The following is a 23,971-nucleotide window of genomic DNA, read 5'->3' as shown; positions in this document are numbered from 1 at the left end:
GTTCTTCTGCTTTCTCGCCACTTCTTTCCTTACTTTTTGGAAAAATTATGCTAAAATGGCTTCATATTTTATAGAATAGAATGGGGCTTTGAAAATGAAATTTTCACCTAGTCAACGGATTATCGCCAGTTTCCTAGCTGTAATTCTGGTTGGCTCATTTTTGCTCAGTTTACCAATTGCTCAAAAGGCTAGCTCTACTGCTAGCTACCTGGACCATTTGTTTACTACGGTATCCATGGTCTGCGTGACGGGGTTATTTACCAAGCCTGTGGCTGAAACCTACAACATGTTTGGACAATTGATTTGTATGGTCCTGATTCAAATCGGCGGATTGAGCTTAATTAGTTTTATCGGTCTCTTCTCCCTTCGAGGAGGACGGAAATTGAGTTTTGTCAATGCTTCTACCTTACAGGAGGCCCTGTCGCGAACGGACACCAAGCATTTTTCCAGCTTTATCAAATCTGTCTTTGCCTTTACCTTTGCCAGTGAGGCCCTGGGCGCCTTCTTCCTGGCCTTTCAATTTGTTCCAGAATACGGCTGGAAGGACGGTCTATTTTCTTCTGTCTTTGTGGCTGTCTCTGCCTTCTGTAATGCTGGTTTTGATAATTTAGGGGCCAGCAGCATCGTCCAGTACGCTGAAAATCCCCTCATCAATCTAACCTTGGCTGCTCTGATTATCATGGGAGGATTGGGATTTTCCGTCTGGTTTGACTTACGTTCTCAAATAGGCAAGAAATTCCACCACAGAAAACTCCATTTCCATACCAAGGTAGTGCTGGCTCTGACTGTACTCATTCTTGCAGCGGGGACAGTCTTAACCTTTATCACAGAATACAATAATCCTGCCACTATTGGCTCCATGTCGCTGGGCAACAAACTATTGACCAGTTTTTTCCAAACGGTGACCATGCGGACAGCAGGCTTTGCCAGTATTGATTATACCAAGGCCGAACCTATCACCCTCCTCCTCTATATCTTCCAAATGATGCTGGGAGGAGCCCCTGGTGGTACGGCAGGAGGTATTAAAATCACAGCCTTCCTAACGCTTTTACTCTATGCACGCAGCGAAATTCTGGGGCTTCCCCATACTAATTTCAACCACCATACCATTGACCATCTGACCATCCGCAAGGCATTTGCAACCTTCATCGTCTTTACGTCTGTCTTTATCTTAGGCTTGGCTGGACTCAGTGTGACAGATGCTAAGCAACCTTTGATTTTCCTCATGTTTGAGGTCATGTCAGCCCTGGCAACGGTCGGTGTGACAGCCAATTTAACCCCCTTCCTCAGTTTGGCTGGAAAAGTTATCATCATGTTCCTGATGTTCTTTGGCAGAATCGGCCCTATCTCCATTCTAGTCAGTCTATCTAGTCACAAACCTGACAAGAAGGATAAATTACAATATGCAAAATCAACCATGATTGTTTAAAGGAGAAACCATGTCATCATTTACTATCGGTATTTTAGGTCTAGGCGTTTTTGGTACCACTATCGCTAAGACCCTACATCCCTACAACTGCAACATTATCGCCGTCGATAATCATGAAAATCAAATCAACCAATTGGAGCCCATCCTGTCCCGCGGTATTGTCGGAGATATCACTGATAAATCCCTCTTGCGGGCCGCAGGTATTGACAGCTGTGATACCGTCGTCGTCGCAACAGGTGACAATTTGGAGTCTAGCGTCCTAGCCGTCCTCCACTGTAAGGCACTGGGTGTTCCAAAGGTCATCGCAAAGGTGAAGAGCAAGACCGCTAAAGAGGTCCTCTTAAAAATTGGTGCTGATAAGATTATTTCACCAGAAAGAGAAACAGGCGTTTCCCTGGCCAAGCACCTCCTCCACCGCAATACGACGGACCTAGTCCAGCTGGATGGTAACGTGTCCATTGTTGAGTTTTACCCGCCTAAAAAATGGCTGGGCAAGACTTTGGCAGAGTTGCAGCTGCGTCAGAACTACAAGATGAACATTATCGGCTACCGCCTCAAAACCACCAAGGAACTCAATATCCAGTTATCGCCTGACTATGTTTTCAATGAAGACGAGGTCGTTATGGCTGTAACGGACCACAACACGGTCGATCATTTTGAAGAGTTCACAGGATAAGGTGACAAGTTTTGACTGATTTATCATTCATATTTTAAGGAGATTATATGAACGATTTGACCAAGGGGAAACCCTTAACTGTTATTTTACAATTTGCTATCCCTCTCTTGATTGGCTCCTTTTTCCAGTTAACCTACAATTTTGCTGACAGCATGATTGTTGGCCATACCCTTGGGACCACGGCCTTTGCAAGTGTAGGAGCCACTGTTGGACTGACATTTTTGATTCTAGGCTTTGCCCAAGGCTTAACTAATGGCCTTACCATTATTAGTGCCCAACGCTTTGGTGCAGGGGACTTGATTGGCCTCAAGAAAAGCTTTGTTCACGGACTTTTCTATGCTGCCATCGTTAGTTTGGTACTGACGACGGTCTCCCTTCTCTTTCTCCGCCCAACCCTGGAACTCATGCAGACGCCTGCTGATATCATCGAGCACGCCCACGACTTCCTTCTAGCTATCTATGGCGGAATGACCTTTACCATCTTTTATAACTATTTGTCCAGTGCCATCCGTAGTCTGGGAGATTCGCGAACTCCGCTTATCGCCCTCATCATCGCCTGCATCATCAATATCGGCCTTGACTTTTTCTTTATTTTAACCATGAAATGGGGCGTCTTCGGAGCTGGCTTTGCAACAGTCTTGGCCCAAGCCTTCTCCGTTATATTCCTCATCATTTACATCAAGAGAAAAATTCCCCATTACCACTTAAAACCAGGCGATTTGAAGCTTGAAAAAGAGGAGTTAATCAAACATGCCAATATTGGCTTTCCAATGGGATTACAGGCCAGCGTTATTGCCATTGGCTCCTTGACCTTCCAGGTCATGATGAACCAGTTGGGAACCGATGCCATCGCTGCCCAATCCATTGCCCTACGGACGGACCAATTGGCCATGTTGCCCATGGTCAATCTGGGACTGGCTATCTCAACCTTTACGGCCCAAAACTATGGTGCTAAACTATATGACCGCATTTTGGAAGGGGTCAAAAAGACCCTCTATATCAGTTTGGCCTGGTCTATCTTGTTCGCTCTTGTTCTTATCTGGGGAAATCGGTTCTTCTCAGGTCTCTTCATCGCAGACGCCAGCGAGACCGTTCTTGACTTAGCACTGGCCTACTACATTATCAATGCCTCCTGTTATTGGATTGTGGCCAGCCTCTTTATCCTTAGGAGCTTCATCCAGGGGCTGGGAAATGGTGCCGTACCTATGCTGGCTGGTTTCGGAGAATTGATCATGCGGGCTCTCGTGGCCATTGTTGGCCTCCACTATTTTGGCTTCAATGGCGTTGCGGCCGCTAATCCTGCAGCCTGGATTGGCAGCATTCTCGTCCTCATACCTAGTAGCCTGATTTACAGAAAACGGCTTAAACAAGCCATGGCAAACACCTAGTTCGACACTGGGTGTTTTTGTTTTGGGAAATTGGTCAAACTTTTGCTATAATACAAGCATGAAACAATTGAAGGATCCACTGTCTGTCTTGCCTGGAATCGGACCCAAGTCAGCAGAGAAATTTACAAAACTAGACCTCTATAGCGTGGAAGATGTCCTGTGCTACTATCCCTTCCGCTACGAAGATTACGAGACAAAATCCATCTTAGAGCTTATGGACGGCGAAAAGGCTGTGATTATGGGGCAGGTCGTCACTCCAGCCAATGTGCAATATTATGGCTTCAAACGCAACCGCCTTCGTTTTTCTATTAAGCAGGACCAGGTGGTGGTAGCCGTTTCTTTTTTCAATCAACCCTATCTGGCCGACAAGGTGGAAGTAGGACAAGATATAGTCATTTGGGGTAAATGGGATAAAGCCAAGGCTAGCCTGACGGGAATGAAAATCTTGTCCCAGCAAGCAGATGATTTGCAGCCTGTCTATCATGTCGCCCAAGGAATTAGTCAGACCCAGCTGGTCAAACTGGTCAAGTCCGCCGTGGACCTAGGCTATTTAGACCTCCTGACTGAGAATCTCCCCAGCCCTATACTGGAACGCTACAAGCTCATGGGACGGGTCGACGCTGTACGGGCCATGCATTTCCCAGAAGACTTAGACCAGTATAGACAAGCCCTGCGCCGTATTAAATTTGAAGAACTCTTCTATTTTCAGCTACAGCTCCAGCAACTCAAGGCGCAAAACCGTGACCAATCTAAGGGACTAGCCATTCCATTTAACCAACCAGCTGTCCAGCAAGCCATCCAGGCCCTCCCCTTCTCTCTGACCCAGGCTCAGAATCAGGTCCTGGAGGATATCTTAGAAGATATGAAATCCAGTCGCCATATGAATCGGCTACTGCAAGGTGATGTCGGTTCCGGAAAAACGGTTGTGGCAGGCTTGGCCATCTACGCCACTCACACAGCTGGCTTTCAATCTGCCCTCATGGTTCCAACGGAAATTCTAGCCGAGCAACATTATCAAAGCCTACAGGGGCTCTTTCCCAACTTATCCATAGCCCTGTTAACCGGTAAAATGAAGGCTGCCCCTAGACGGGCCGCGCTCAAGGCTATCGAGGAAAATCAGGTCGACTTGATCGTCGGGACCCATGCTTTGATTCAGGATGCAGTCACTTATCATAAATTAGGCTTGGTCATCACAGACGAACAACACCGGTTTGGGGTCAAGCAACGAAAACTTCTCCGTCAAAAAGGGAGCAATCCAGATGTTCTCATGATGACGGCTACACCGATTCCAAGGACATTAGCCATCACAGCCTTTGGCGATATGGACGTCTCCATCATCAACCAACTTCCAGCCGGACGAAAACCCATTATCACGCGCTGGGTCAAACACCAGCAGCTACCAGTAGTACTGGATTGGATGACAAAGGAGCTAAAAAAAGAAAGCCAGGTCTACTTCGTTTCTCCCTTGATTGAGGAATCCGAAGCCCTGGACTTGAAAAATGCGGTTGCCTTAACGGAGGAATTGAGAGACTATTTCGGCTCGAAGGCCACAATTGACCTCCTGCATGGTAAGATGTCCTCCGAGGAAAAGGATAGTATCATGCAGGCTTTCAAGGAAAGAAAAACAGATATCCTGGTCTCAACAACGGTGATCGAGGTTGGTGTCAATGTTCCCAATGCCAGCATTATGGTTATCATGGATGCGGATCGTTTTGGTCTCAGCCAGCTCCACCAGCTGAGGGGCCGGGTGGGTCGGGGAGACAAGCAATCCTACGCCATCCTGGTCGCCAATCCCAAAACCGAGTCCGGCAAGGAACGGATGAAACTGATGACAGAAACTACGGACGGATTTGTCCTATCCGAAGCAGACCTGAAAATGCGGGGCTCTGGTGAGATCTTTGGTACCCGCCAATCCGGTCTGCCAGAATTTCAGGTTGCCAATATCATTGATGACTATCCTATCCTAGAAGAAGCTAGGCGCCTGGCTAGCCAAATTACCGCTGAAGCCAACTGGCAAGAAAACCCAAGCTGGAGTATCCTGGCCCAACACCTGGATATGAAAAATGAGTTGGATTAGGCATCATCAAGTCAGCTACTCAGTTATAAAGCTGTCCTCAGAATAAAATCAATCCAGCAATTTACAAAGCTGGATTTTTTCTATACAATAGAGCTATGACGTTCAAGACTATTCTCAAGCAGCTAAAACTATTCGACTACCTGCTCATCGGACTGGCCCTGGTTCTGTCCTTCACACCTGCTATCCTCACCTATGCAGAGCTATCAGAGCAGGGACAAGAAGCAAAAATCATTGCTTATGTCCGCATCAACGGAGAGGTCGTGGATGAATTTGAACTAGCTGCCGATACCAAACATCAGGAAATCACCTATTATCCCAATCCTGGCCAATACAATATCATCGAAGTCGACGGTCAGAGTATCCGGGTCAAGGAAGACAATAGCCCGGACCAGATTGCCGTCATGACAGGCTGGATTAGCAAACCCGGTCAACTCTCCGTCTGCCTGCCCCACAATCTCATGATTGAAATCAAGGCCGTTGGGGGCGAACCTACAGAGGAAGAGGAAGAATTGATTTTACCCCTATAAAAAGAAAAACGAATCGTGATGACGAAACTATCATGATTCGTTTTTTAGCTGTTTTAGCATCCCCCTGCACTTGCCGCACCTGTATTTCTTGAGGTCAATCCTGCGCTTTCTCATGTAGACTTGACCACAGGCCGTGCAACTGTAGCGGGGATTTGGTTTCTGTGCTTGTGCTAATTTAGGTGCATAACGAAGTCCATCGACAGCCTGTAAGAGTTCTTGAAAATCCCTATCCCCGTGGCGATAGCCCTTTTTCTCAAAATAGAGATGGTAATGGCAGAGCTCGTGGCGGACAATCTGCCGAAAGACCTCTAAACCAAACTTTTCCAGATGCTTGGGATTGAAGTCCAAGTGCCCATCCTGCGGGAAAAAGCGTCCGCCTGTCGAGCGCAGACGGCGATTCCAGATGGCTACATGATGAAATTCCTTGCCGAAGTCCTCTCTGGACACCAGCTCTACGTATTTAGTCAAGTCCATGAGGTTTCAAGAGGCTCAGACCGATGCGGTTGCGTTTTATATCTACTTCTGTCACCCAGACAGTGACAATTTCACCAACCGCAAGGATTTCACTCGGGTGAGGTTGCGCCATAAGACGACCTTTGCCGTTACGCTTACGTTTGACCATGCGGGAAATGTGAATAAGCCCATCTTCATGGACACCAATATCGACAAAGGCACCGAAGTCCACAATGTTACGGACCGTTCCCTGCAATTCTTGACCGACTTTCAAGTCTTTGACATCCAAGACATCCTGACGCAAAACAGGGGCCTCGAAATCATCCCGTAAATCCCGACCCGGTTTGAGCAAGTCTGCGATAATATCTTTCAGAGTTTCCTGACCGATGCCCAAGGTTTCAGCCATGTCCGCAACTGCCACCGTCGCTAATTTTTCCTGCGCAGCAGAGTCTAAGTGGTCGATAGCTAGATGAGCAAGCAAGTTCTCGACAGCCTTGTAAGACTCAGGATGCACGCCAGTATTATCCAAAAGATTAGTGCCGTTAGGAATACGCAAGAAGCCAGCCGCCTGCTCGAAAGCCTTATCGCCCAAACGCGGCACCTTTTTGAGCTCTTGACGGGTGGTCAGAGCGCCATGCTCCTCGCGATACTTGACGATATTCTCCGAAATGGTCTTGTTGAGACCAGCCACATGGGCAAGGAGGGCGGGACTAGCCGTATTGACATTGACACCGACTTGGTTGACCACCGTATCGACGACAAAATCCAGACTCTCGGACAGAAGTTTCTGATTAACATCGTGCTGGTACTGGCCGACACCGATGGACTTCGGGTCAATCTTGACCAGCTCAGCCAGCGGGTCTTGGAGCCTGCGGGCGATGGAAATAGCAGAGCGTTTTTCGACAGTTAGGTCTGGAAATTCCTGACGGGCCAGTTCAGAGGCAGAGTAGACTGAGGCTCCGCTTTCATTGACGATGACGTAGGAGACCTGTGGGAAGCCCTTGAGCAAATCAGCAACGAAGCTTTCTGATTCGCGGCTGGCCGTACCGTTTCCGATGGCAATGATTTCGACTTGGTATTGACCAATCAGATTTGCCAAATCCTGCTTGGCTTGGGCAATCTGAGCCTGTGAGGCCGGCTTGACGGGGTGAATAACCTGCGTCGTCAGGAGTTTTCCTGTCTGGTCAACGACCGCTAGTTTTGCCCCTGTACGAAAGGCAGGGTCAAAGCCGAGGACTACCTTGCCCTTCAGGGGTGAAACCAAAAGCAGGTTGCGGAGGTTTTTCGAGAAAAGTTGGATGGCCCCTTCTTCCGCCTGCTCAGTCAATTCCGTACGAATACGGCGCTCCATAGCTGGGATAATCTTCTTTTTCAGGGTCTGACTGATAACTTCTTGAATATAGGCATTTTGCTGCGGAAAGCGCAATTCAAAAAAGCGGATCATCTTGTCCAGATTGTGCTGGAAACCGACCTTGAGAATGCCTAATTTTTCACCGCGGTTGATGGCAAGAGTCTGATAGCCTTGCATCTTCGCGATTTTCTCGGCAAATTCATAGTAGATTTCAAAGACAGCCTTCTCATCGCTGTCCTGATCCTTGACTTCTGATATAAGTCTGGAATTGGTCAGGATTTCATGGTAGACCCAAGCACGGAGTTTGGTGTCCTCAGCCAGAGCTTCCACGAGAATGTCCACTGCACCGACCAAGCAAGCAGTCGGCGTATCGAAGCCTTCAGTGACAAAGCTTGCCGCCTGAGTTTCTAAGTCTGCACCATACTGCAAAATCAAGCGTGCCAGTGGAAAGAGACCAGCCTCACGCGCCACCGTCGCCTTGGTCCGACGTTTTTCCTTATATGGCAGGTACAACTCTTCGACGTCCGCCAACTTTTCAGCCTCTTCAATGGCCTGACGGAGCTGGTCAGTCAGCTTGCCCTGCTCTTCAATCTTGGTCAGAACCGTCGCCTTGCGGTCAACCAAAGCCGTCAAAGCCTTATCTCGGTCAATAATGGCCTTGATAAGAACCTCGTCCAAATTACCCGTTGCTTCCTTGCGGTAACGAGCGATGAAGGGGATGGTATTGCCCTCAGCTGTCAGGGTCAATACCGTATCAATCTGTTTCAAACTTACACCCAATTCTTGGGCAATCTTCATGTATTTTTCTTCCATAAGCTCTATTATACCATGAAAAAAGACCTGACCAGCTCAAAAAGAGAGCCAAAGATCCGGTCTGCGGAGCAATTTTTGTTGCTATAGTCCAGAAAATCCTATTGTCTTTGATTAACTGAATGAGCTCATTTTATCTTACATGCAAAAAGAGCCTGGACTTCAGTCCAGACCCTGCTCACATTAACTCGTTCTGTTACAAATTCAATCGCTTAGCCAATTTATCCATAATGACTGCCCCGACCAAGAGCGAAAGCAATTCCCCAGCCGCTGTTGTCAACCAGGTAAGGAAAAATGGCAAATCGTACAAGAACTTTAGCTCTAAAGCAATGGTAAACATGGTAAATGAGAAAAATAAGGAAAAATAGAGAAAAGCCTTATTGATCAAACCATTGAAAAGATAGTGGTCCTTGTATTTTGAAAATAATTTCACACCAAGTGTCACGAAGATAAGAGTTGAAAAACCACCAACAAATAGATCAATGACCCCAAAGCCAATCAGATTGGCAATCATGCAACCGATGGTCACTCCGATGATGTATTTAGGATTATAAAAGGCTAGAAAATTCAGCATTTCTGAAATCCGAAATTGAACGGCACCGAAGGATATAGCATTCAAGGGTGGTGTGAGGGTCAAAGCCACATAAATGGCCGCAACGATAGCAATCTCTGCCAGATCTCTGACAGAAAAGGTAGATGTCTTCATAAAAAATTCTCCTTTAGCGGGTTGACCGCCTGAAATATGCTTGGGTAAAGTGAGCAAGTCCCAAGGGTTGTATTTACAACGTTTTCCAGTATAGCATAATTTTCAAAAAAATGATAGACTAGTTCTTATGAAAAAACTAATAAAAACATTCTTAGAAAATGAAGTCATCCTCTATCTAATCGCGGGCGTCGCCGCAACCCTGGTCTATATCATCACGCGAACCAGCCTCTTTTACATCTGGCCCAACATTTTAATGGTCACTCTGATTGCCAACACAGTTGCCATTCTCTTTGCCTTTTGGACCAATGACCGCTATGTCTTCAAGCAGGAAAAAAATGGTTGGCAGGGACGGCTGGTCAAATTTATCGGTGCCCGTATTTCTACCCTGGTCCTCGATATGGCTCTAGCCTATTTCCTGGTCGAAAAATTCCCTCACATCATCGGCCAATTTGTTCAACAGGACATTCAAAAAGTCAATGCTATCGCAACTGCTCTTTCGCAGGTCTTGGTCATCGTCCTCAACTATGTCCTTAGTAAATTATTTATTTTTAAAAATACAAAATAGGTTTGGCGGGTCCAAACCTATTTGCTTTAAGTATCTAATTTATACATTCAAAAACTCTTCAAAAGTCAAAACAGCAATGAGCTTGGGTTGGTTGCTACCATCCGGCTTGAATACCAGGGTCGTCCCTGCTGGAATATAGTAGCCATAGGCCTTGTCAAACTTGCCCTGGTGGGTAAATAAAATCGTTGATTTTCCAGTTTCAGGGACTTGAATGGTCCGATTCCGCAAGTTTTGTAAGGATTGCTCCAATTCCTGATCGTCAGAAAAATTCAAGGACCCTGTCAAATCTCGATTGATTTCCAAATTATCCCCAAATGCAGCCTGGGCATGCTGCCAGACGAAGTAATATTCAGAAGTAAGGATATGGTCAGCTTCTACCCCTAAATCCCGGTATTTTTGCCCATAGAGTCCCATCTTTTCTACGCTAGAATCAGAAATCCGCTGGCCATCATCGATAACCTGACCTTGTAGATTCTCCGGAACTGCTGTCCGCTCTCCGCCAGCCCCTGTATAGCGAAAAACAAAAACATAGCCTCCGTCTGACAGATTCTGACCCAAATTTGCAGGATTGACTACACTCGCAATATCCAAGGGTGTGGGGTCAGCCTCTAATGCTTGCTTTGAAGGCAATTGACTAGAAGTTTCAGCTGCTCCACTGCTTGAAGTCCCAGTAACAGCAGCTTCAGAATCTGATGATTGAGCAGAATTCTGACCTTGACTAAGCCCACAGGCTACAAGACTCAAACTGAACAAGGATAAAAATAAAATTCGGCTAAATTTCATATCAACCCCCTGTATCCAACTTTTTTATAACAATATCACTAATTATTTATAAAATCAAGAAAAACGCACCAAAAAAGACCAACTCTCGCTGGTCATGTACTCTGCTTTCTTGTAAAAAATCTTTTCAGGGCCTTCCAGGTTTCTTTCATATCTCCCGACCGCTGTTCAAATTCGCCCTCCTGTCTGCTCTGGACAGTGGCATTGAGAACTGCTCCCACTATGAGAAGATGGCTCAAGAGAATGAACCAAATCATGACAACCAGAAAAACCAAACTAGTCACCAGTCGGACATCGACCATCTTATCTGCCGAACGCTGAACATAGGTCGCCAACATATTCCCCAGACCAATAAAGACTCCCAGAACAAAAGCAGGTCCTGGCAAAACATAGCGTAGCTTGGGAATTTTTACATTGGGTAAAACATAGTAAAACATAATCAAACTAACCGCCAGGGCTAGATAAGCAATCCACTGGACCTGGCTAAAAATCCCCAGCAACCAATCATTGTCAATACCCAGATTGGACCGGATAAATTGGACAATGGCTTGGCCAAAGGTCAAGAGCGTAATGGACAAAATGAGAATGGTTTGGAGACCAAGCCCCATCAAGACACCTACAATCCGTGCAAGAATCACATTGCGGTGGTCTGTGACACCGTAGGCCTTGTTGACCGCCTTTTGCAAAATCATCATGCTCTTAGAGACCGTCCACAGCGTTGTCATAATTGAAATTCCCAACCAAGAGGAGGAACGTTGGGTCAGGAGCAACCGCACCGTTGGCAAAACTGTCCCAGAAAACTGACTTGGAATAAATTCTTTGAGAATGGCCAGGATTTCTTCCACATCAAAGGGAAAGTAGGGCAGCAGATTAGCCAGAGTCAGCAAAATGGGAAAGCCTGAAATCAGCAAATAATAGGCCACTGCCACGCTGGTCAAATCCACCTCTGCTGATCGATAAAAAGAAAAGAAGGACCCGAAAAAGGACTTGACCTTCTCAAAAAGTGTTTCCTCCTTCATCTTCTATCCTCCTTTTTTATAGCATGAGTCTGTTTAATAAGTTCCCTCTTCGCCTTGACTGGTCAAGATAACAGGACCATCTTTGGTGATGACAAATTGGTGCTCGTATTGGCAAGATAAACCGCCATCCAAAGTTTTATGAGCCCAACCTGTTTTCATATCGGTGTCAATTTCCCAAGTACCTGTATTGATCATAGGCTCGATGGTCAAGACCATACCTTCGCGTAAACGGAGACCACGGCCTTTAATTCCGTAGTGAGGCACCATTGGTTCTTCGTGGAAGGTTGGACCAACCCCGTGACCAACCAAGTCACGGACTACACCGTAGCCGAGACCTTCGGCATATTCTTGAATCGCTGCGCCAATATCACCAATCCGATTGCCAACAACAGCCTGCTCCATTCCACGATAGAGACATTCTTTAGTCACTTCCATCAGCTTGGTCACTTCTTCGGACACCTGACCAACTGCGTAAGCCCAGCAGGAATCCGCCACACCACCGCGATAGCTTTGGGTGATTTTCTTCATGGCTGCTACATCGTTAAAATTGAGTTTTGACACATCGACAACTGCTTTGTCCAATGGCTCACTCAGAACCATGTCCACCTTGAGCAAATCGCCTTCTTTGAGTTTGTAATGACGCGGAAAGGCATGAGCCACCTCGTCATTAAGACCACAACAAGTGGCATAAGGATAGTCCATGATTTCGCCATCTACACCGATTTGAAGGGGCAAAACATTCTTTTCCTTACAAGTCTTTCGGACATATTCTTCTACTTCCCACATGTCTACGCCCGGCTTAATCAGCTCACGCAATCCGATATGCACTCCAGCCAAGACGTCTCCTGCACGATTCATGGCATCAATTTCACGCTGTGATTTAATGGTAATCATTGGTTCTCCTCATTGATTTCTAATCTAAAGTCTGCTTTTTTCAAGCTAAATTTCAGGTAGTCCCGCGTCTTGTGACTATAACGGTCACTCCCGCGATAGTGGTCAACCTGCACAAAGCCAGCATTTCTGGCCACAGCCTGACTAGCAGCATTTTCCAGATGGGTGATGATGGTCAGCTCACGCAAGCCCAATTCATAAAAGGCCAAAAAGACCAGGTTGCGCACGGCCTCCGTCATCAGACCCTGCCTCCATTTTTCTTTTTTAAGGAAATAGCTGAGCTCCGCAGTCAGCTTGCTCTCGTCCATTTTTTCAAAACAGAGCGCACCGATTAGCTGCTGGGAAACCTTGTCCACCAAAGCCCAGTTTCCCAAGGGTTGGCGCATAAATTTCTCCACCATGGTCGCTACTGCCAAGTTCTTGTCGGGCAAAGCCGGAAAAATGAAAGGCATCTTTTCTGGCTTAGAAACCATCTGGTAAAAATCATCCCCATCTTCGTAGCGAAAAGGCCGTAAGATGAGGCGTTCTGTTTCAAATCTGGCAGTCGCTGCCAAGCCCATCCATATAGTCATCATCTATCTTGAGAGGCTGGAATGACTTCCAGCCTCCTTCTTTTATTCTTCTACTAGCTGGATGTCCGCACCCAGTTCTGTTAGTTTTTCGATAATATTGGAATAGCCCCGAAGGATAAATTCAATATTGGTGATTTCTGTCCGCCCTTGTGCCATCAAACCAGCGATGACCATGGCCGCACCTGCACGTAAATCCGTTGCTTTAACAGGCGCTCCAACCAAATTGTTTGGACCTTCAAAGGCAATGTGATTGCTGCGGGTCATGATTTTGGCACCCATATTTGACAATTCCTGAACATGTCCGACACGTTTTTCATAGATTGTATCGGTAATTGTCCCAGTCCCCTCTGCCTTGAGCAAGAGTGGGGTAATGGGTTGCTGCAAATCCGTCGCAAAGCCTGGGTAAGGCGCTGTTTTTATGCTGACTGCCTTAAGCTGCTCCTGTTTTTCAACAAAGATGCTATCCTCAGAAACAGTCATCCGAACGCCCATTTCCTCCAATTTGGCAATGAAACTTTCCAAGTGTTCGTAGAGCACATTGTCAATGCGGATACCTTCCCCAACTGCTGCTGCAAGTGCGATATAGGAACCTGCTTCAATCCGGTCAGGAATGACTTGGTGACGGGTACCATTCAAACGGTCAACACCTTCGATGGTAATGATGTCTGTACCAGCGCCGCGAATATGGGCTCCCATGTTGTTCAAAAGAGTTGCTACGTCAATGATTTCTGGCTCACGCGCCGCATTTTCGATAACTGTCCGCCCTTCAGCCTTGACAGCCGCCAAAATGGTATTGATAGTCGCGCCAACACTGACAACATCCATAAAGATATGAGCCCCACGGATACGAGAACCATCCGTCGCCAAACGCATATACTCGCCCTCGTAGGTCGTTTCAGCGCCCATAGCAGCAAATGCTTTCAGATGCAAATCGATGGGACGGGGCCCCAGGTCACAACCACCTGGTAGACCAACCACTGCCCGTCCAAAACGACCTAACAGCGAACCGTAGAAATAATAAGAGGCCCGCAGACTATTGATTTTCCCGAAAGGCATGGGCATATCTTGCACACCACGCGGGTCAATCTCAAGAGTTTCGCCGTCACGTTTGACCGTTGCCCCCATAGTCTCCATAATATCAATCAAACTATCTACATCGGAAATAGCTGGCACACCATCCAGAGTTACAATCCCATCCGATAAAATAATGGCTGGAATCAATGCTACAACAGAGTTCTTAGCACCACTGACTGTAACAGTCCCTTTTAAAGGTTTCCCACCTTGAATTACAATTTTTCTCATACTAGAATTTCTCATTTCTAACTTTGCCCAAAAAGGCATACGTTTTATTTTACCACAAGCTTAGTGAAAATGCTAGTTATTTGAAATGAAAAGGGTAGCCCTTGCAGGCCCCCTTTGCTTTAATCGAATATTCTCTGGATACGCTCTTCTGCATCTTGCAAGTAGACTTCCAATTCATCCCGTGTCAAATAAGGCACACGGCCATAAAAAACATGGCCAAGAACTTGGGCGTCATTGCTATTGAAGAGCCAATCAGAGGTCAAAAACTTCATGGCTTGGTCAATCGGTGTCAAGCTGCCATCTGTATTCTGCGGTTGCCCTGTTGGAGTAAAGAACATGGCTTTTTTCGTGGAAAATAGCTGGCGCGGTTCATCGGATTCAAAGCTGTAGGCAAATCCATGCTGAAAAACACGGTCAACGTAGCCTTTCATGATAGCCGGCATCCCATTCCACCAAGACGGAAAAATGTAAACCAGCAAATCACTCTCCGCAATCAAGTCCATCTCAACTTGAACATCAGCTGGATAGGCAGCTGCATCGCGAACAAACTGACCATTTTCAATATGGATGGCATCCTCTCCACGCAATACAGGATCAAAACCCAGCGCATACAAATCACGCACAGTCACTTCTATCCCATTTTTTCGTAAAGCCTGCTCAACCCGCGCCACCAAGGCATGGGTAAAACTTTCTTTGCGAGGATGAGCAAATACAATCAGGGCTTTTTTCATCACAAGACCTCCCTATCAACTAGGCCAAAGCCTCTTTCAAAGCATCCACCTTATCCAGTCGTTCCCACGGAAGGTCAATATCTGTCCGTCCCATGTGTCCATAAGCCGCCGTCTGCTTATAAATCGGACGCTTGAGGTCTAACATTTGGATAATTCCCGCTGGGCGCAGGTCGAAAATCTGACGCACAGCCGCCTCTAATTTGCTTTCAGAAACAGTGCTGGTGCCAAAGGTATCAATACGGACAGAAACAGGCTGGGCCACACCGATAGCATAGGCTAGCTGGACTTCTGCCTTCTTGGCAAATCCTGCCGCGACAATATTTTTGGCAATATAACGGGCTGCATAGGATGCTGAACGGTCAACCTTGGTCGCATCTTTACCAGAAAAGGCACCTCCACCATGACGAGCATAACCGCCATAGGTATCCACAATGATTTTACGACCAGTCAAACCAGAGTCACCTTGCGGACCACCAATCACAAAGCGCCCTGTAGGATTGATAAAGAACTTAGTTTGATCATCCAGATAATTTGCCGGAATAACCGTTTTAACGACCTGCTCAATCACATCTTGACGAATTTGTTCTTGACTGATTTCTGGATCATGCTGGGTCGAAATAACGACTGTATCCACACGAACAGGTTGATTGTCTTCATCGTATTCAACCGTTACCTGTGACTTAGCATCTGGACGCAGATAAGTAATTTCACCAGATTTTCTCAACTCAGCTAAACGACGCACCAATTTGTGACTTAGTGATATGGGCAATGGCATGAGTTCAGGCGTTTCATCTACTGCAAAACCAAACATGAGCCCCTGGTCACCTGCCCCAATCAAATCCAGTGGATCTTGACTGGCATCTTGACGTGCCTCCAAGGCTTCATTAACCCCTTGCGCAATATCCGGTGATTGCTCCACCAACGACGGGTGCACCCCGACTGATTCTGCAGCAAAACCGTATTCGCCCTTGGTATAGCCAATCTCAGCAATGGTATCGCGCACCACACGGTTAATGTCCACATAGGCTGTGGTCGAAATTTCGCCAAACACATGGACAGAACCTGTGTAAACAGCTGTCTCTGCTGCCACGTGGGCATCTGGATCCTGGGCTAAAATAGCATCCAAAATAGCATCTGAAATCTGGTCAGCAATCTTATCCGGATGCCCCTCCGAAACTGACTCAGACGTAAACAACTTACGTTCTGACATAAAAATGTCCCCCTTTTAAATAAATCTTGTTTGCTAAAAATTTCTGTTTTCCGATAGTTTCCTGAAGTGGTGCAGGCCGAAAGCGATCTCCTGCGGAGTTCTATTTCTTTTTGGCAAACCTAAGTCTTGCCAAGCCCTAGTCATAGAATGTAAACATTCTATGACTTTCACCACGGCGGAAACTATCCCCTTGCGACTTCGTCGCATATTCAACGAAATTTTCTTAGCGGGTTACGACACGAATCCGAGAAAAACGATATTATTTTCTGGGAGAAGTTAGTAAGCCGCTTAGGAAGACCGCAGGATAGTGGCTTCCGTAGAAAATATGGAGCTTGCGACAGAAATTTTCTTAGCGGGTTACGACACGAATCCAAGAAAATCGATATTATTTTCTTGGAAAAGTTAGTAAGCCGCTTAGGAAGACCGCAGGATAGTGGCTTCCGTAGAAAATACGGAGCTTGCGACAGAAATTTTCTTAGCGGGTTAAAAAGTTACAAAGAACCAGTCGTAAACGACTGGTTCTTTGCGAGATTTCTTTGAAATCGAGCAAGGAAGATGATTTACATTGCTACAAATCATTAACCAGTGTTCAGACTGCCTTTTCGGGACTTAATAACCCCTCTAGTATAGCACATTTCTCAACAAAACGTGACCTTTTTAACAAATAAATCGTAAAAAAAGAGTTGCATCCTTACAACTCTCAGAACGTAGACAGACTATACTCTAAGTAAATAAACTGATTAGCTCTGCTAAGAAAAAATTAAATTTGATTTATTTTGCGAGCTGAGCGAGTCTAAACCGAGACTTTCCGCTGTGCTCAGACAGTCTGGGAGACTGTCTAAGGTGGGAAATCAAGAAAGTGAAACTTTCTCACTTCTCGGAGCGTTTGAGACCTTAGTCTCAATGACTAGGTATTGAATTCCGTAGGTAGCTCAAACAGTCTGGGAGACTGTTTGAGGAGTAAACCCAGAAACAAGAAAGTTTACTACCGTCCGACATCACCTCAGGAAAGTCCGAAAGGAGACTTTTGTCTACAAACTCTTCCTCTTCTATATTTCTATATAAATTCTGCATCTTGAATGGCCTGTTTGACATCTTCTAATGGCAGATGAACCAGTTCACAGCCCTTCTCCTTGTAGAGATAGTGGGCATAGTCGTCCATACGGTACTCATTGATATAAACCACTCGTTTGCAGCCCACTTGCAGGAGCTGTTTGGAGCAATTCAGGCAGGGGAAATGTGTCACATAGGCAGTAAATCCTTTGGGGATACCTCGCTCTGCTCCTTGCAAAATCGCATTGACTTCTGCGTGGAGGGTTCGGGCACAGTGACCGTCAATCATCAGGCATTCTTGATCCAAACAATGCTCTGTACCAGAAACCGAACCATTATAGCCTGTTGCAATTACTTTATTGTCCTTGACCAAGACCGCACCGACCTTGGCACGCTTGCAGGTAGCACGATTGGCAATCAAAAGCGCCTGCGCCGCAAAATATTCATCCCAAGCTAGACGGTTTGTTGACATAACTTATCCTTTCTATTCATCCAATAGCCGGTAAATTGCCGCCAAATCCTGCGCCGTGATAATACCAATCAAATCTTCTGGAGACTGAATATTGCCATGACCTTGGCGACTGACCAAGATGGTCGTCCGCTTGCGGCTCTCAAATTGGCTCATCACTTCATAAAGGCTGGTTTTGGCAGAGACTTGCACCACGCGAATGCTGTCATCTTCGCAGGTTAGGACATCCGCTAGGCTGGCCCGCTCCAATTTTTCTCGGATAGAGCCCGTCTCCTTGCTAGCCTTGGCAAGCCAGTTGGTCAATCCTTTGTCCGAAACCAAGCCTTGATAGGTATTTTGAGCGAAGATAGGAAATTTTGAAAAATGCTCCCTGTCCACTACTTCCAAGGCCTTAATCAGCTTGTCAGAGCCTTCAAAGGTAACGGGCTTGACTTTCTCAATCTGGCGCAAAAAGTTACCAATCGTCATGGGTTCTTGATACTGGGCGATGACCTTTTCCAAAACCGCAATCAACTCCTGCGAAGGCTGGGCCACCTCCTGCAAATTGGTGCGATTTTCATGGACCAAGAGATTACGGAGCTGACGAGCTACATAGAGCTTGTCCCAGTTGGCCTCGACTGGATTGTGAGGACTGAGTTCCTTGGCCTTGGCAAGCATGGATGCTACGTCGGCGTATTCACCATCTGGAACCTTGCAGACCTTGCGCAAGATTTTATCCAAGTCATTAAAGAGCTGTAAAAAACGTGTTTCACTCATGTTAATCTACCATGTGCGATTTGAGATAGGCATCGACCATACGCTCAGTCGCCTGCACAGAGTCCAAATGGGTACGCTCGTAGGAATGGCTAGACTCAATTCCTGCACCCAGCAGGGCGTGTTTGACATCTGCACCTGCTCGCATAGCCGCAGAAGCATCTGAACCATAGTAAGGATAAATGTCTAATTTGTAAGGAATGTTTTTCTTCTCAGCCAAGGAAACGAGGTGCTGACGCAGTTCATAATGATAAGGACCGGAGCCATCTTTGACACAGATAGAAACCGTGTATTCATCCGTCTGCTGGTCGTCTCCCATCGCCCCCATATCAACCGCTAGGTATTCTACAACCTTATCTGGCAGGCTAGAATTGGCACCGTAGCCAATTTCTTCATTATTTGAAAAATAAAAATGGGTGGTATAAGGCAGGGTGATACCCTCTTCCTTGTAGGTCTTGAGCAGGTTGATGAGAATGGCTGCCGAAACCTTGTCATCCAAATGGCGGCTCTTGATAAAGCCAGTCTCTGTAACTACCGTACGCGGATCGAAGGAAATGAAATCTCCGACTTCAATACCCAAAGCGCGCGTCTCATCCGCAGAGCTTACTTTTTCGTCCAGTCGGATTTCCATATTGGTCTGATTGCGCTCAGCGGTATTGGCATCGCGGTAGACATGGACAGAAGTCTGGTGCATGAGAATGGTCCCCGTAAAGATCTTGCCGTTTTTCGCACAGTGAATCATGCAGTTTTCACCTTCAATAGAAGGGTAGCCAAATCCTCCCACCAAATCCATTTTAATCCGACCGTCTGGTTTAATGGCCCGAACCATTGCTCCGAGTGTGTCCAGATGAGCAGTGACAATGCGGTGTTGTTGGTCACTTTCCCCCAGCACCGAAACCAGAATGCCGCCTTTAGCAGTCTTGGTCGCCTGATAGCCGAAGGACTCGACCTCGCTCTTGATATAGTTCATAATGTCCGTCGTAAAGCCCGTTGGCGAAGGTGTATTGGTTAATTTTACAATATAATCTACTGTTTGCATGGAAACCTCCTGTTTGTAAGACTATTATACCACTTTTAGCCATTTATTTTGCTATAATGAAATCATGAAAACCTATCAAAAAATTTATCTTCTTTTGATCGAGCGACAGGATTATATCAGCGGTGAAGAAATTGCTCAAGAATTGGGGGTCTCTCGGACTTCGGTTTGGAAAGCTATTCGCCAGCTGGAAATGCATGGATTGACCATCGAGGCTGCCCGCAATCGAGGTTACAAGCTGGTGGAAGGCGATTTGCTCTTGCCGGATGTGATTGCTAAGACCTTGCAGATTCCTGTCTACATCAAGGCCGATAGCGACTCTACCCAATTGGACGCCAAACAAGGTATCGAAAACGGTCACCCCAGCCCTGCCCTCTATCTGGCTCCCCATCAAAACAAGGCCAAGGGGCGGTTCGGGCGCCCATTTTACACCTCAAAATCCGGTGGCATCTATATGTCTCTCAGACTATCGCCCAATGTTCCCTTCTTGGAATTCAAGCCCTACACCATCTTAGTGGCAGCCGCGGTTGTGAAAGCTATCCAAGAATTGAGCAACTTGGACGTGCAAATCAAGTGGGTTAATGATATTTATCTGGGCAAGAAAAAAGTCGCTGGCATCCTGACCGAAGCCATTTCTTCCATGGAAAGTCAGACCATTACAGACGTCATCATCGGCGTTGGCATCAACGTGCATATTGATGATTTTCCAAAAGAGTTGAAAGAAACAGCAGGAAATCTCTTTGAGGACCAACCACCCTTTACCCGCAATCAACTCATCACAGCCATCTGGCAGGCCTTCTTCCACACAGATGAGCGGGAATTGATTGCCCTCTATAAAGAAAAATCACTTGTCGTTGGCCAACAAGTGAGCTTTGTCGAAAATAATGTGACTTTCAAGGGCACAGCCATCGCCGTTACCGATACTGGAAACCTGGTCATTCAACTGGACAATGGCAAGGCCAAAATGATTTCTAGCGGAGAAATCAGCCTTTCTTCTTGGACGGACCATTAAAGAGGCGTATGAATTGCGTAACCTTATAGGCAAAATGAAGGTTGCGGATGACGATAAAGGCATAGATGCCCGCAATCAAAAAATCCCCAGCCAAAATCGAGGCATTCATAAAATAAGTCGCTAAAATCGTAGTCAATGCTAAAAATAGAAAATGTGATAGTTTCATACAATAGATTATAGCAAAAAATTCAGCCAATGGCTGATTTTTGTGTCACAAACATCTTTCATGTCAAAAATCTCCAATTTGCACAGCCAGACATTGAATTTTTAATATCTGTCTTGCTAAAAATAGCCAAATGAACTATGCTAGAAGAAGTTTTCAGGGAGGAAAGTAATGTAAAAAAATTCTTGCACTTATGCTTACAAGTTTTCTAATCTTGGCTGGATGCCAAACCATTCTATCGTCTGAGCCACAAGTAGCCAATCTGGTGGATAAGTCCAGTCTAACCGAGGTCAAAAAAACGGCTTGAAGCAACCTTCCAGAAGAGGATGTCAACCAATTTTTATAGCGCTATTCCAACCTAGGCAACAAAAGATGTCACGGTTCATGCCCAAAAAATGTAAGAACATCTATCCACCATTTCATTTTCAGATAAGGCCAAAATGGTATCCGTCGTTATGCACGATGATTTGGACGGCAATAACCTCTTCATCGGTCACGTGGGTGTCATGGTTGAAGATGAAGAAGGCGCCCTTTTCGTCGAAATACTTTCCTTCCAAGAACCCTACCAAGCCTGGAAATTCAAGAACAAGGAGGCTGTCTACTCTTACTTGCTAGACAAGTATGCCGTGGACTACAGCCAAGAAACTGCTCAGCCCTTTATCATGGAAAACGATAAACTTATAAAAACCAAATCGTAAGAAGAAACAAAAATCAATCACGGCAACAAAATGAAAGACTGCCTTGATTGATTTTTTTATATAGCAGAGGAGTTCTAATCCTCCACAATTTCCACTGTGTCTGCCAAGAATCCAAATTCCTCTGGCACTGGGCTTTCTTCTTTCTCAACAGTTTGCACCTTGGCTCCTTTGGCCTTGGCTGAAAATTCCGCCCGAATGGACAACCAATCTTCGTGGGCGATGGCCAAGATTTGCGGTGAAAATCCGGCAGCCTTGCTGAGAATATTGCCAAACATGGTATTGAGATTGTCCCGTTTCATGGTTTGTTCAGCATTAAGCGGGGACTCAAAGGCTAAAATTGCGTGATTTTCATTGGCCGCAACCGGCTGTGAACCGACTAGCAAGGCACGGTCTGCACCGGACAAGCTCTCGATAATCTCGCCCCAAGCATTTTGTAGGCGGGTCAAATTTTCACGCGCCTGAGCTGGATTTTCCATGGCCTCTTGCAAAATAGCATGAACCTTACTGGTGTCTAATTTGTATTTCTTAGGTGCCTGTGGTTTGCGGGAAACCGGCTTGACTTGGACAGGTTGACTAGATAAATTAGCCAATTGTTGCTGCAAATCTGCCACCTGCTGCTGGAGCTTGGTCAATTGCTGGGCCAAATCGTCTGGTAGCTCTGCCATTTTCCAAAAAGATGAACCATCCTCAGCCAAGCGAATGGTCATCATCTCGGCGTAAATCTTGGGCTGGGGACTGGTCTTAATGTCGCTCAAGCCCTTAGTCACCTGCTCAATCATGGCAAAAATCCGCGCTTGAGGCAGGGCCAAATTTTCCGTAAAACCTACGGTTAAGTGCGTATCCTCGCCACCGGTCTGAACCACGAGCATGTCCCGCAGATAATGGAGCAAGTCCGTCGCAAACCGGCTCATGCTCTTGCCTTGGTCGAACAAGGTCTGTAAGTGACTGAGGGCCTCTAGGCTATTTGCTTGACGAAGGCTGGTCACATAATCATCTAGCGCCTTCAAACTGATAGAGCCTGTGATTTCCTCAGCGATAGCCAGGGTGATTTCTTGATTGGGACTGAGACTGAGAGCCTGATCGAGGATTGACAGGGCATCCCGCATCCCACCTTCTGCCCGACGGGCAATGACAGTCAGAGCTTGGCTGTCAAAGGCAAGACCTTCCTTGGTCAAAATTGCCGCCAGATGCCGCTGAATGTCGGTCACCTTGATAGACTTAAATTCAAACCGTTGAACCCGAGACAAAATGGTCGCTGGAATTTTGTGCAACTCCGTCGTTGCAAGGATAAAGACCACATTTTCAGTCGGTTCTTCCAAGGTTTTCAAGAGGGCATTAAAGGCCCCTGTCGACAGCATGTGCACCTCGTCGATAATATAGACCTTATAGGTCGCAAGGCTAGGTGCGTAGGTCGATTTGTCCCGAATATCACGAATTTCATCGACACCATTATTGGATGCCGCGTCAATCTCAATCACATCCTCCAGACTTCCTTCGGTAATAGCCCGACAGATATAGCAGTCATTGCAAGGCTCGCCATTGACTTGGTTGGGACAGTTCATGGCCTTGGCAAAAATTTTAGCAGCAGAGGTTTTTCCTGTTCCCCGAGGGCCTGAGAAAAGGTAGGCATGGCTGATTTTTTCCTGTTCGATGGCCTGCTTAAGCGTGGTCGCCACAACTTCCTGCCCAACCATTTCCTCAAAGGTCTGGCTCCGGTATTTCCGATATAAGGCTTGATACATTAGCGCTTTTCTCCAAACATAGCAAAATTCCAATTTGTCTTGTCCAATAGGAGGGCGACAAATTTCTCAAGGTATTCTTGGTCAATGGCATCATAATCCGCAACAAGTCTGGAATCCAAGTCCAAAACGCCCAAGAGCTGACTGTTTTTCACCATAGGCACCACGATTTCGGACATGGCTGCCGCATCGCAGGAGATGTAGTTAGTGTGGGTCCGGACATCGTCTACGATAATGGTCTGACGTTTCTCTGCCGATTCCCCACAGACACCCTTTCCAAGGGCAATGTGAACGCAGGATACGCCACCCTGAAATGGCCCCAAAATCAATTCCTGCCCATCATACAAGTAAAAACCTGTAAAGACAGATTGAGGCAAAGCTTGATTGAGCAGAGCCGAGGCATTGGACAAATTAGCTAGCGCATTGGTTTCTCCGTCGAGGAGAGCTTCCAATTGAGCCAGCAAGAGTTGATACTGTGCGATTTTTTCTTGATTTTTCATAGAATTATTATAGCACAGAATGAGGAACATTTATAGTTCCAAGTAAAAAAGAAAAAGGCTT

Annotated in this window: 23 protein-coding genes, 1 pseudogene and 1 riboswitch; of the genes and pseudogenes, 8 read left to right on the top strand and 16 right to left on the bottom strand. The window is 46.3% G+C overall.

Features of this window, described 5'->3' with window-relative positions:
- Nucleotides 1–94 precede the first annotated feature (94 nt).
- The 5 genes from ACHBGV_RS02620 (at nucleotide 95) to ACHBGV_RS02600 (ending at nucleotide 6,097) form a co-directional block, all read left to right on the top strand.
- Nucleotides 95–1,429: a TrkH family potassium uptake protein gene (locus ACHBGV_RS02620; RefSeq protein ID WP_105110214.1), complete on the top strand. Its 1,335-nt coding sequence runs from the start codon at nucleotides 95–97 to the stop codon at nucleotides 1,427–1,429.
- Between the two features lie 10 nt (nucleotides 1,430–1,439).
- Complete coding sequence (locus tag ACHBGV_RS02615) at nucleotides 1,440–2,105, top strand: TrkA family potassium uptake protein (protein WP_105110215.1); 666 nt, start codon at nucleotides 1,440–1,442, stop codon at nucleotides 2,103–2,105.
- Between the two features lie 47 nt (nucleotides 2,106–2,152).
- Nucleotides 2,153–3,493, top strand: a complete 1,341-nt coding sequence (locus tag ACHBGV_RS02610; protein ID WP_105110216.1) for an MATE family efflux transporter — start codon at nucleotides 2,153–2,155, stop codon at nucleotides 3,491–3,493.
- 58 nt (nucleotides 3,494–3,551) lie between these two features.
- Entirely contained in the window at nucleotides 3,552–5,570 is a 2,019-nt protein-coding gene (recG, locus tag ACHBGV_RS02605) for an ATP-dependent DNA helicase RecG (protein ID WP_105136814.1), read from the top strand.
- A gap of 95 nt (nucleotides 5,571–5,665) precedes the next feature.
- On the top strand, nucleotides 5,666–6,097 hold the full coding sequence (locus ACHBGV_RS02600; protein ID WP_105110218.1) for a NusG domain II-containing protein: 432 nt from the start codon (nucleotides 5,666–5,668) through the stop codon (nucleotides 6,095–6,097).
- Nucleotides 6,098–6,127: 30 nt separating this feature from the next.
- Here ACHBGV_RS02600 and ACHBGV_RS02595 read toward each other — a convergent pair whose 3' ends face one another.
- The 3 genes from ACHBGV_RS02595 to ACHBGV_RS02585 all read right to left on the bottom strand — a co-directional run bounded on the left by ACHBGV_RS02595 (nucleotide 6,128) and on the right by ACHBGV_RS02585 (nucleotide 9,417).
- Nucleotides 6,128–6,571 carry a SprT family protein gene (locus ACHBGV_RS02595; RefSeq protein WP_172094558.1) on the bottom strand — a complete coding sequence of 148 codons (444 nt, stop codon included), beginning with the start codon at nucleotides 6,569–6,571 and terminating at the stop codon, nucleotides 6,128–6,130.
- Nucleotides 6,558–8,714, bottom strand: coding sequence for a Tex family protein (locus tag ACHBGV_RS02590; protein WP_394735592.1), 2,157 nt, complete (start codon nucleotides 8,712–8,714; stop codon nucleotides 6,558–6,560). The genes ACHBGV_RS02595 and ACHBGV_RS02590 overlap by 14 nt, the downstream gene beginning before the upstream one ends.
- A 193-nt stretch (nucleotides 8,715–8,907) precedes the next feature.
- A complete protein-coding gene (locus tag ACHBGV_RS02585) occupies nucleotides 8,908–9,417 on the bottom strand; it encodes a QueT transporter family protein (protein ID WP_105110221.1) in 510 nt (169 codons plus the stop codon).
- Nucleotides 9,418–9,515: riboswitch (PreQ1 riboswitch) on the bottom strand.
- Nucleotides 9,516–9,544: 29 nt separating this feature from the next.
- Here ACHBGV_RS02585 and ACHBGV_RS02580 point away from each other — a divergent pair.
- Nucleotides 9,545–9,982, top strand: a complete 438-nt coding sequence (locus tag ACHBGV_RS02580; RefSeq protein ID WP_125265344.1) for a GtrA family protein — start codon at nucleotides 9,545–9,547, stop codon at nucleotides 9,980–9,982.
- Between the two features lie 39 nt (nucleotides 9,983–10,021).
- Here the strand turns inward: ACHBGV_RS02580 and ACHBGV_RS02575 are convergent, their stop codons facing one another.
- From ACHBGV_RS02575 to ACHBGV_RS02530, 10 genes are all read right to left on the bottom strand, one after another.
- Nucleotides 10,022–10,765 carry a hypothetical protein gene (locus ACHBGV_RS02575; protein WP_394735591.1) on the bottom strand — a complete coding sequence of 248 codons (744 nt, stop codon included), beginning with the start codon at nucleotides 10,763–10,765 and terminating at the stop codon, nucleotides 10,022–10,024.
- Between the two features lie 92 nt (nucleotides 10,766–10,857).
- Nucleotides 10,858–11,781, bottom strand: a complete 924-nt coding sequence (locus tag ACHBGV_RS02570; RefSeq protein WP_394735590.1) for a YihY/virulence factor BrkB family protein — start codon at nucleotides 11,779–11,781, stop codon at nucleotides 10,858–10,860.
- A gap of 33 nt (nucleotides 11,782–11,814) precedes the next feature.
- A complete protein-coding gene (locus ACHBGV_RS02565; protein ID WP_105110225.1) occupies nucleotides 11,815–12,675 on the bottom strand; it encodes a methionyl aminopeptidase in 861 nt (286 codons plus the stop codon).
- Complete coding sequence (locus ACHBGV_RS02560) at nucleotides 12,672–13,244, bottom strand: GNAT family N-acetyltransferase (protein ID WP_105110230.1); 573 nt, start codon at nucleotides 13,242–13,244, stop codon at nucleotides 12,672–12,674. The genes ACHBGV_RS02565 and ACHBGV_RS02560 overlap by 4 nt, the downstream gene beginning before the upstream one ends.
- Before the next feature lie 42 nt (nucleotides 13,245–13,286).
- A complete protein-coding gene (locus tag ACHBGV_RS02555; protein WP_105110226.1) occupies nucleotides 13,287–14,546 on the bottom strand; it encodes a UDP-N-acetylglucosamine 1-carboxyvinyltransferase in 1,260 nt (419 codons plus the stop codon).
- Between the two features lie 119 nt (nucleotides 14,547–14,665).
- Complete coding sequence (locus tag ACHBGV_RS02550; protein ID WP_105123560.1) at nucleotides 14,666–15,265, bottom strand: NAD(P)H-dependent oxidoreductase; 600 nt, start codon at nucleotides 15,263–15,265, stop codon at nucleotides 14,666–14,668.
- 31 nt (nucleotides 15,266–15,296) lie between these two features.
- Complete coding sequence (metK, locus tag ACHBGV_RS02545; RefSeq protein WP_394735589.1) at nucleotides 15,297–16,487, bottom strand: methionine adenosyltransferase; 1,191 nt, start codon at nucleotides 16,485–16,487, stop codon at nucleotides 15,297–15,299.
- A 1,057-nt stretch (nucleotides 16,488–17,544) separates the two neighbouring features.
- The gene (locus tag ACHBGV_RS02540) at nucleotides 17,545–18,012 is read right to left on the bottom strand and encodes a cytidine/deoxycytidylate deaminase family protein (protein WP_105111269.1); all 468 of its coding nucleotides are present in this window, start codon (nucleotides 18,010–18,012) and stop codon (nucleotides 17,545–17,547) included.
- Nucleotides 18,013–18,024: 12 nt separating this feature from the next.
- Nucleotides 18,025–18,765, bottom strand: a complete 741-nt coding sequence (locus tag ACHBGV_RS02535; RefSeq protein WP_172073779.1) for a CBS domain-containing protein — start codon at nucleotides 18,763–18,765, stop codon at nucleotides 18,025–18,027.
- 1 nt (nucleotide 18,766) lies between these two features.
- Nucleotides 18,767–19,801, bottom strand: a complete 1,035-nt coding sequence (locus tag ACHBGV_RS02530; RefSeq protein WP_394735588.1) for a M42 family metallopeptidase — start codon at nucleotides 19,799–19,801, stop codon at nucleotides 18,767–18,769.
- A gap of 64 nt (nucleotides 19,802–19,865) precedes the next feature.
- On the opposite strand from ACHBGV_RS02530, the gene birA reads away from it, so the two are divergent.
- Nucleotides 19,866–20,810, top strand: coding sequence for a bifunctional biotin--[acetyl-CoA-carboxylase] ligase/biotin operon repressor BirA (gene birA, locus ACHBGV_RS02525; protein ID WP_394735587.1), 945 nt, complete (start codon nucleotides 19,866–19,868; stop codon nucleotides 20,808–20,810).
- On the opposite strand, the gene ACHBGV_RS02520 is transcribed toward birA, so the two are convergent.
- Nucleotides 20,782–20,976 carry a DUF3272 family protein gene (locus tag ACHBGV_RS02520; protein WP_105123476.1) on the bottom strand — a complete coding sequence of 65 codons (195 nt, stop codon included), beginning with the start codon at nucleotides 20,974–20,976 and terminating at the stop codon, nucleotides 20,782–20,784. The two genes, birA and ACHBGV_RS02520, sit on opposite strands and share 29 nt — an antisense overlap.
- A gap of 359 nt (nucleotides 20,977–21,335) precedes the next feature.
- Here ACHBGV_RS02520 and ACHBGV_RS02515 point away from each other — a divergent pair.
- A pseudogene (locus ACHBGV_RS02515) lies at nucleotides 21,336–21,671 on the top strand (DUF4300 family protein); the annotation flags it as partial.
- Nucleotides 21,672–21,745: 74 nt separating this feature from the next.
- Here the strand turns inward: ACHBGV_RS02515 and dnaX are convergent.
- Together dnaX and ACHBGV_RS02505 are read right to left on the bottom strand one after the other, a co-directional pair.
- Nucleotides 21,746–23,413 (bottom strand): DNA polymerase III subunit gamma/tau, encoded by a 1,668-nt coding sequence (gene dnaX / locus ACHBGV_RS02510; protein WP_172094566.1) that lies wholly within the window; start codon nucleotides 23,411–23,413, stop codon nucleotides 21,746–21,748.
- Nucleotides 23,413–23,910, bottom strand: coding sequence for a GAF domain-containing protein (locus ACHBGV_RS02505; protein ID WP_257117475.1), 498 nt, complete (start codon nucleotides 23,908–23,910; stop codon nucleotides 23,413–23,415). The genes dnaX and ACHBGV_RS02505 overlap by 1 nt, the downstream gene beginning before the upstream one ends.
- Nucleotides 23,911–23,971 lie beyond the last annotated feature (61 nt).

Source organism: Streptococcus sp. A34, from assembly GCF_043674115.1.
Classification (GTDB): Bacteria; Bacillota; Bacilli; order Lactobacillales; family Streptococcaceae; genus Streptococcus; species Streptococcus suis_V.
Note: the sequence above shows the minus strand (reverse complement) of the source record. Positions and strands in the feature narration are given on the sequence as shown.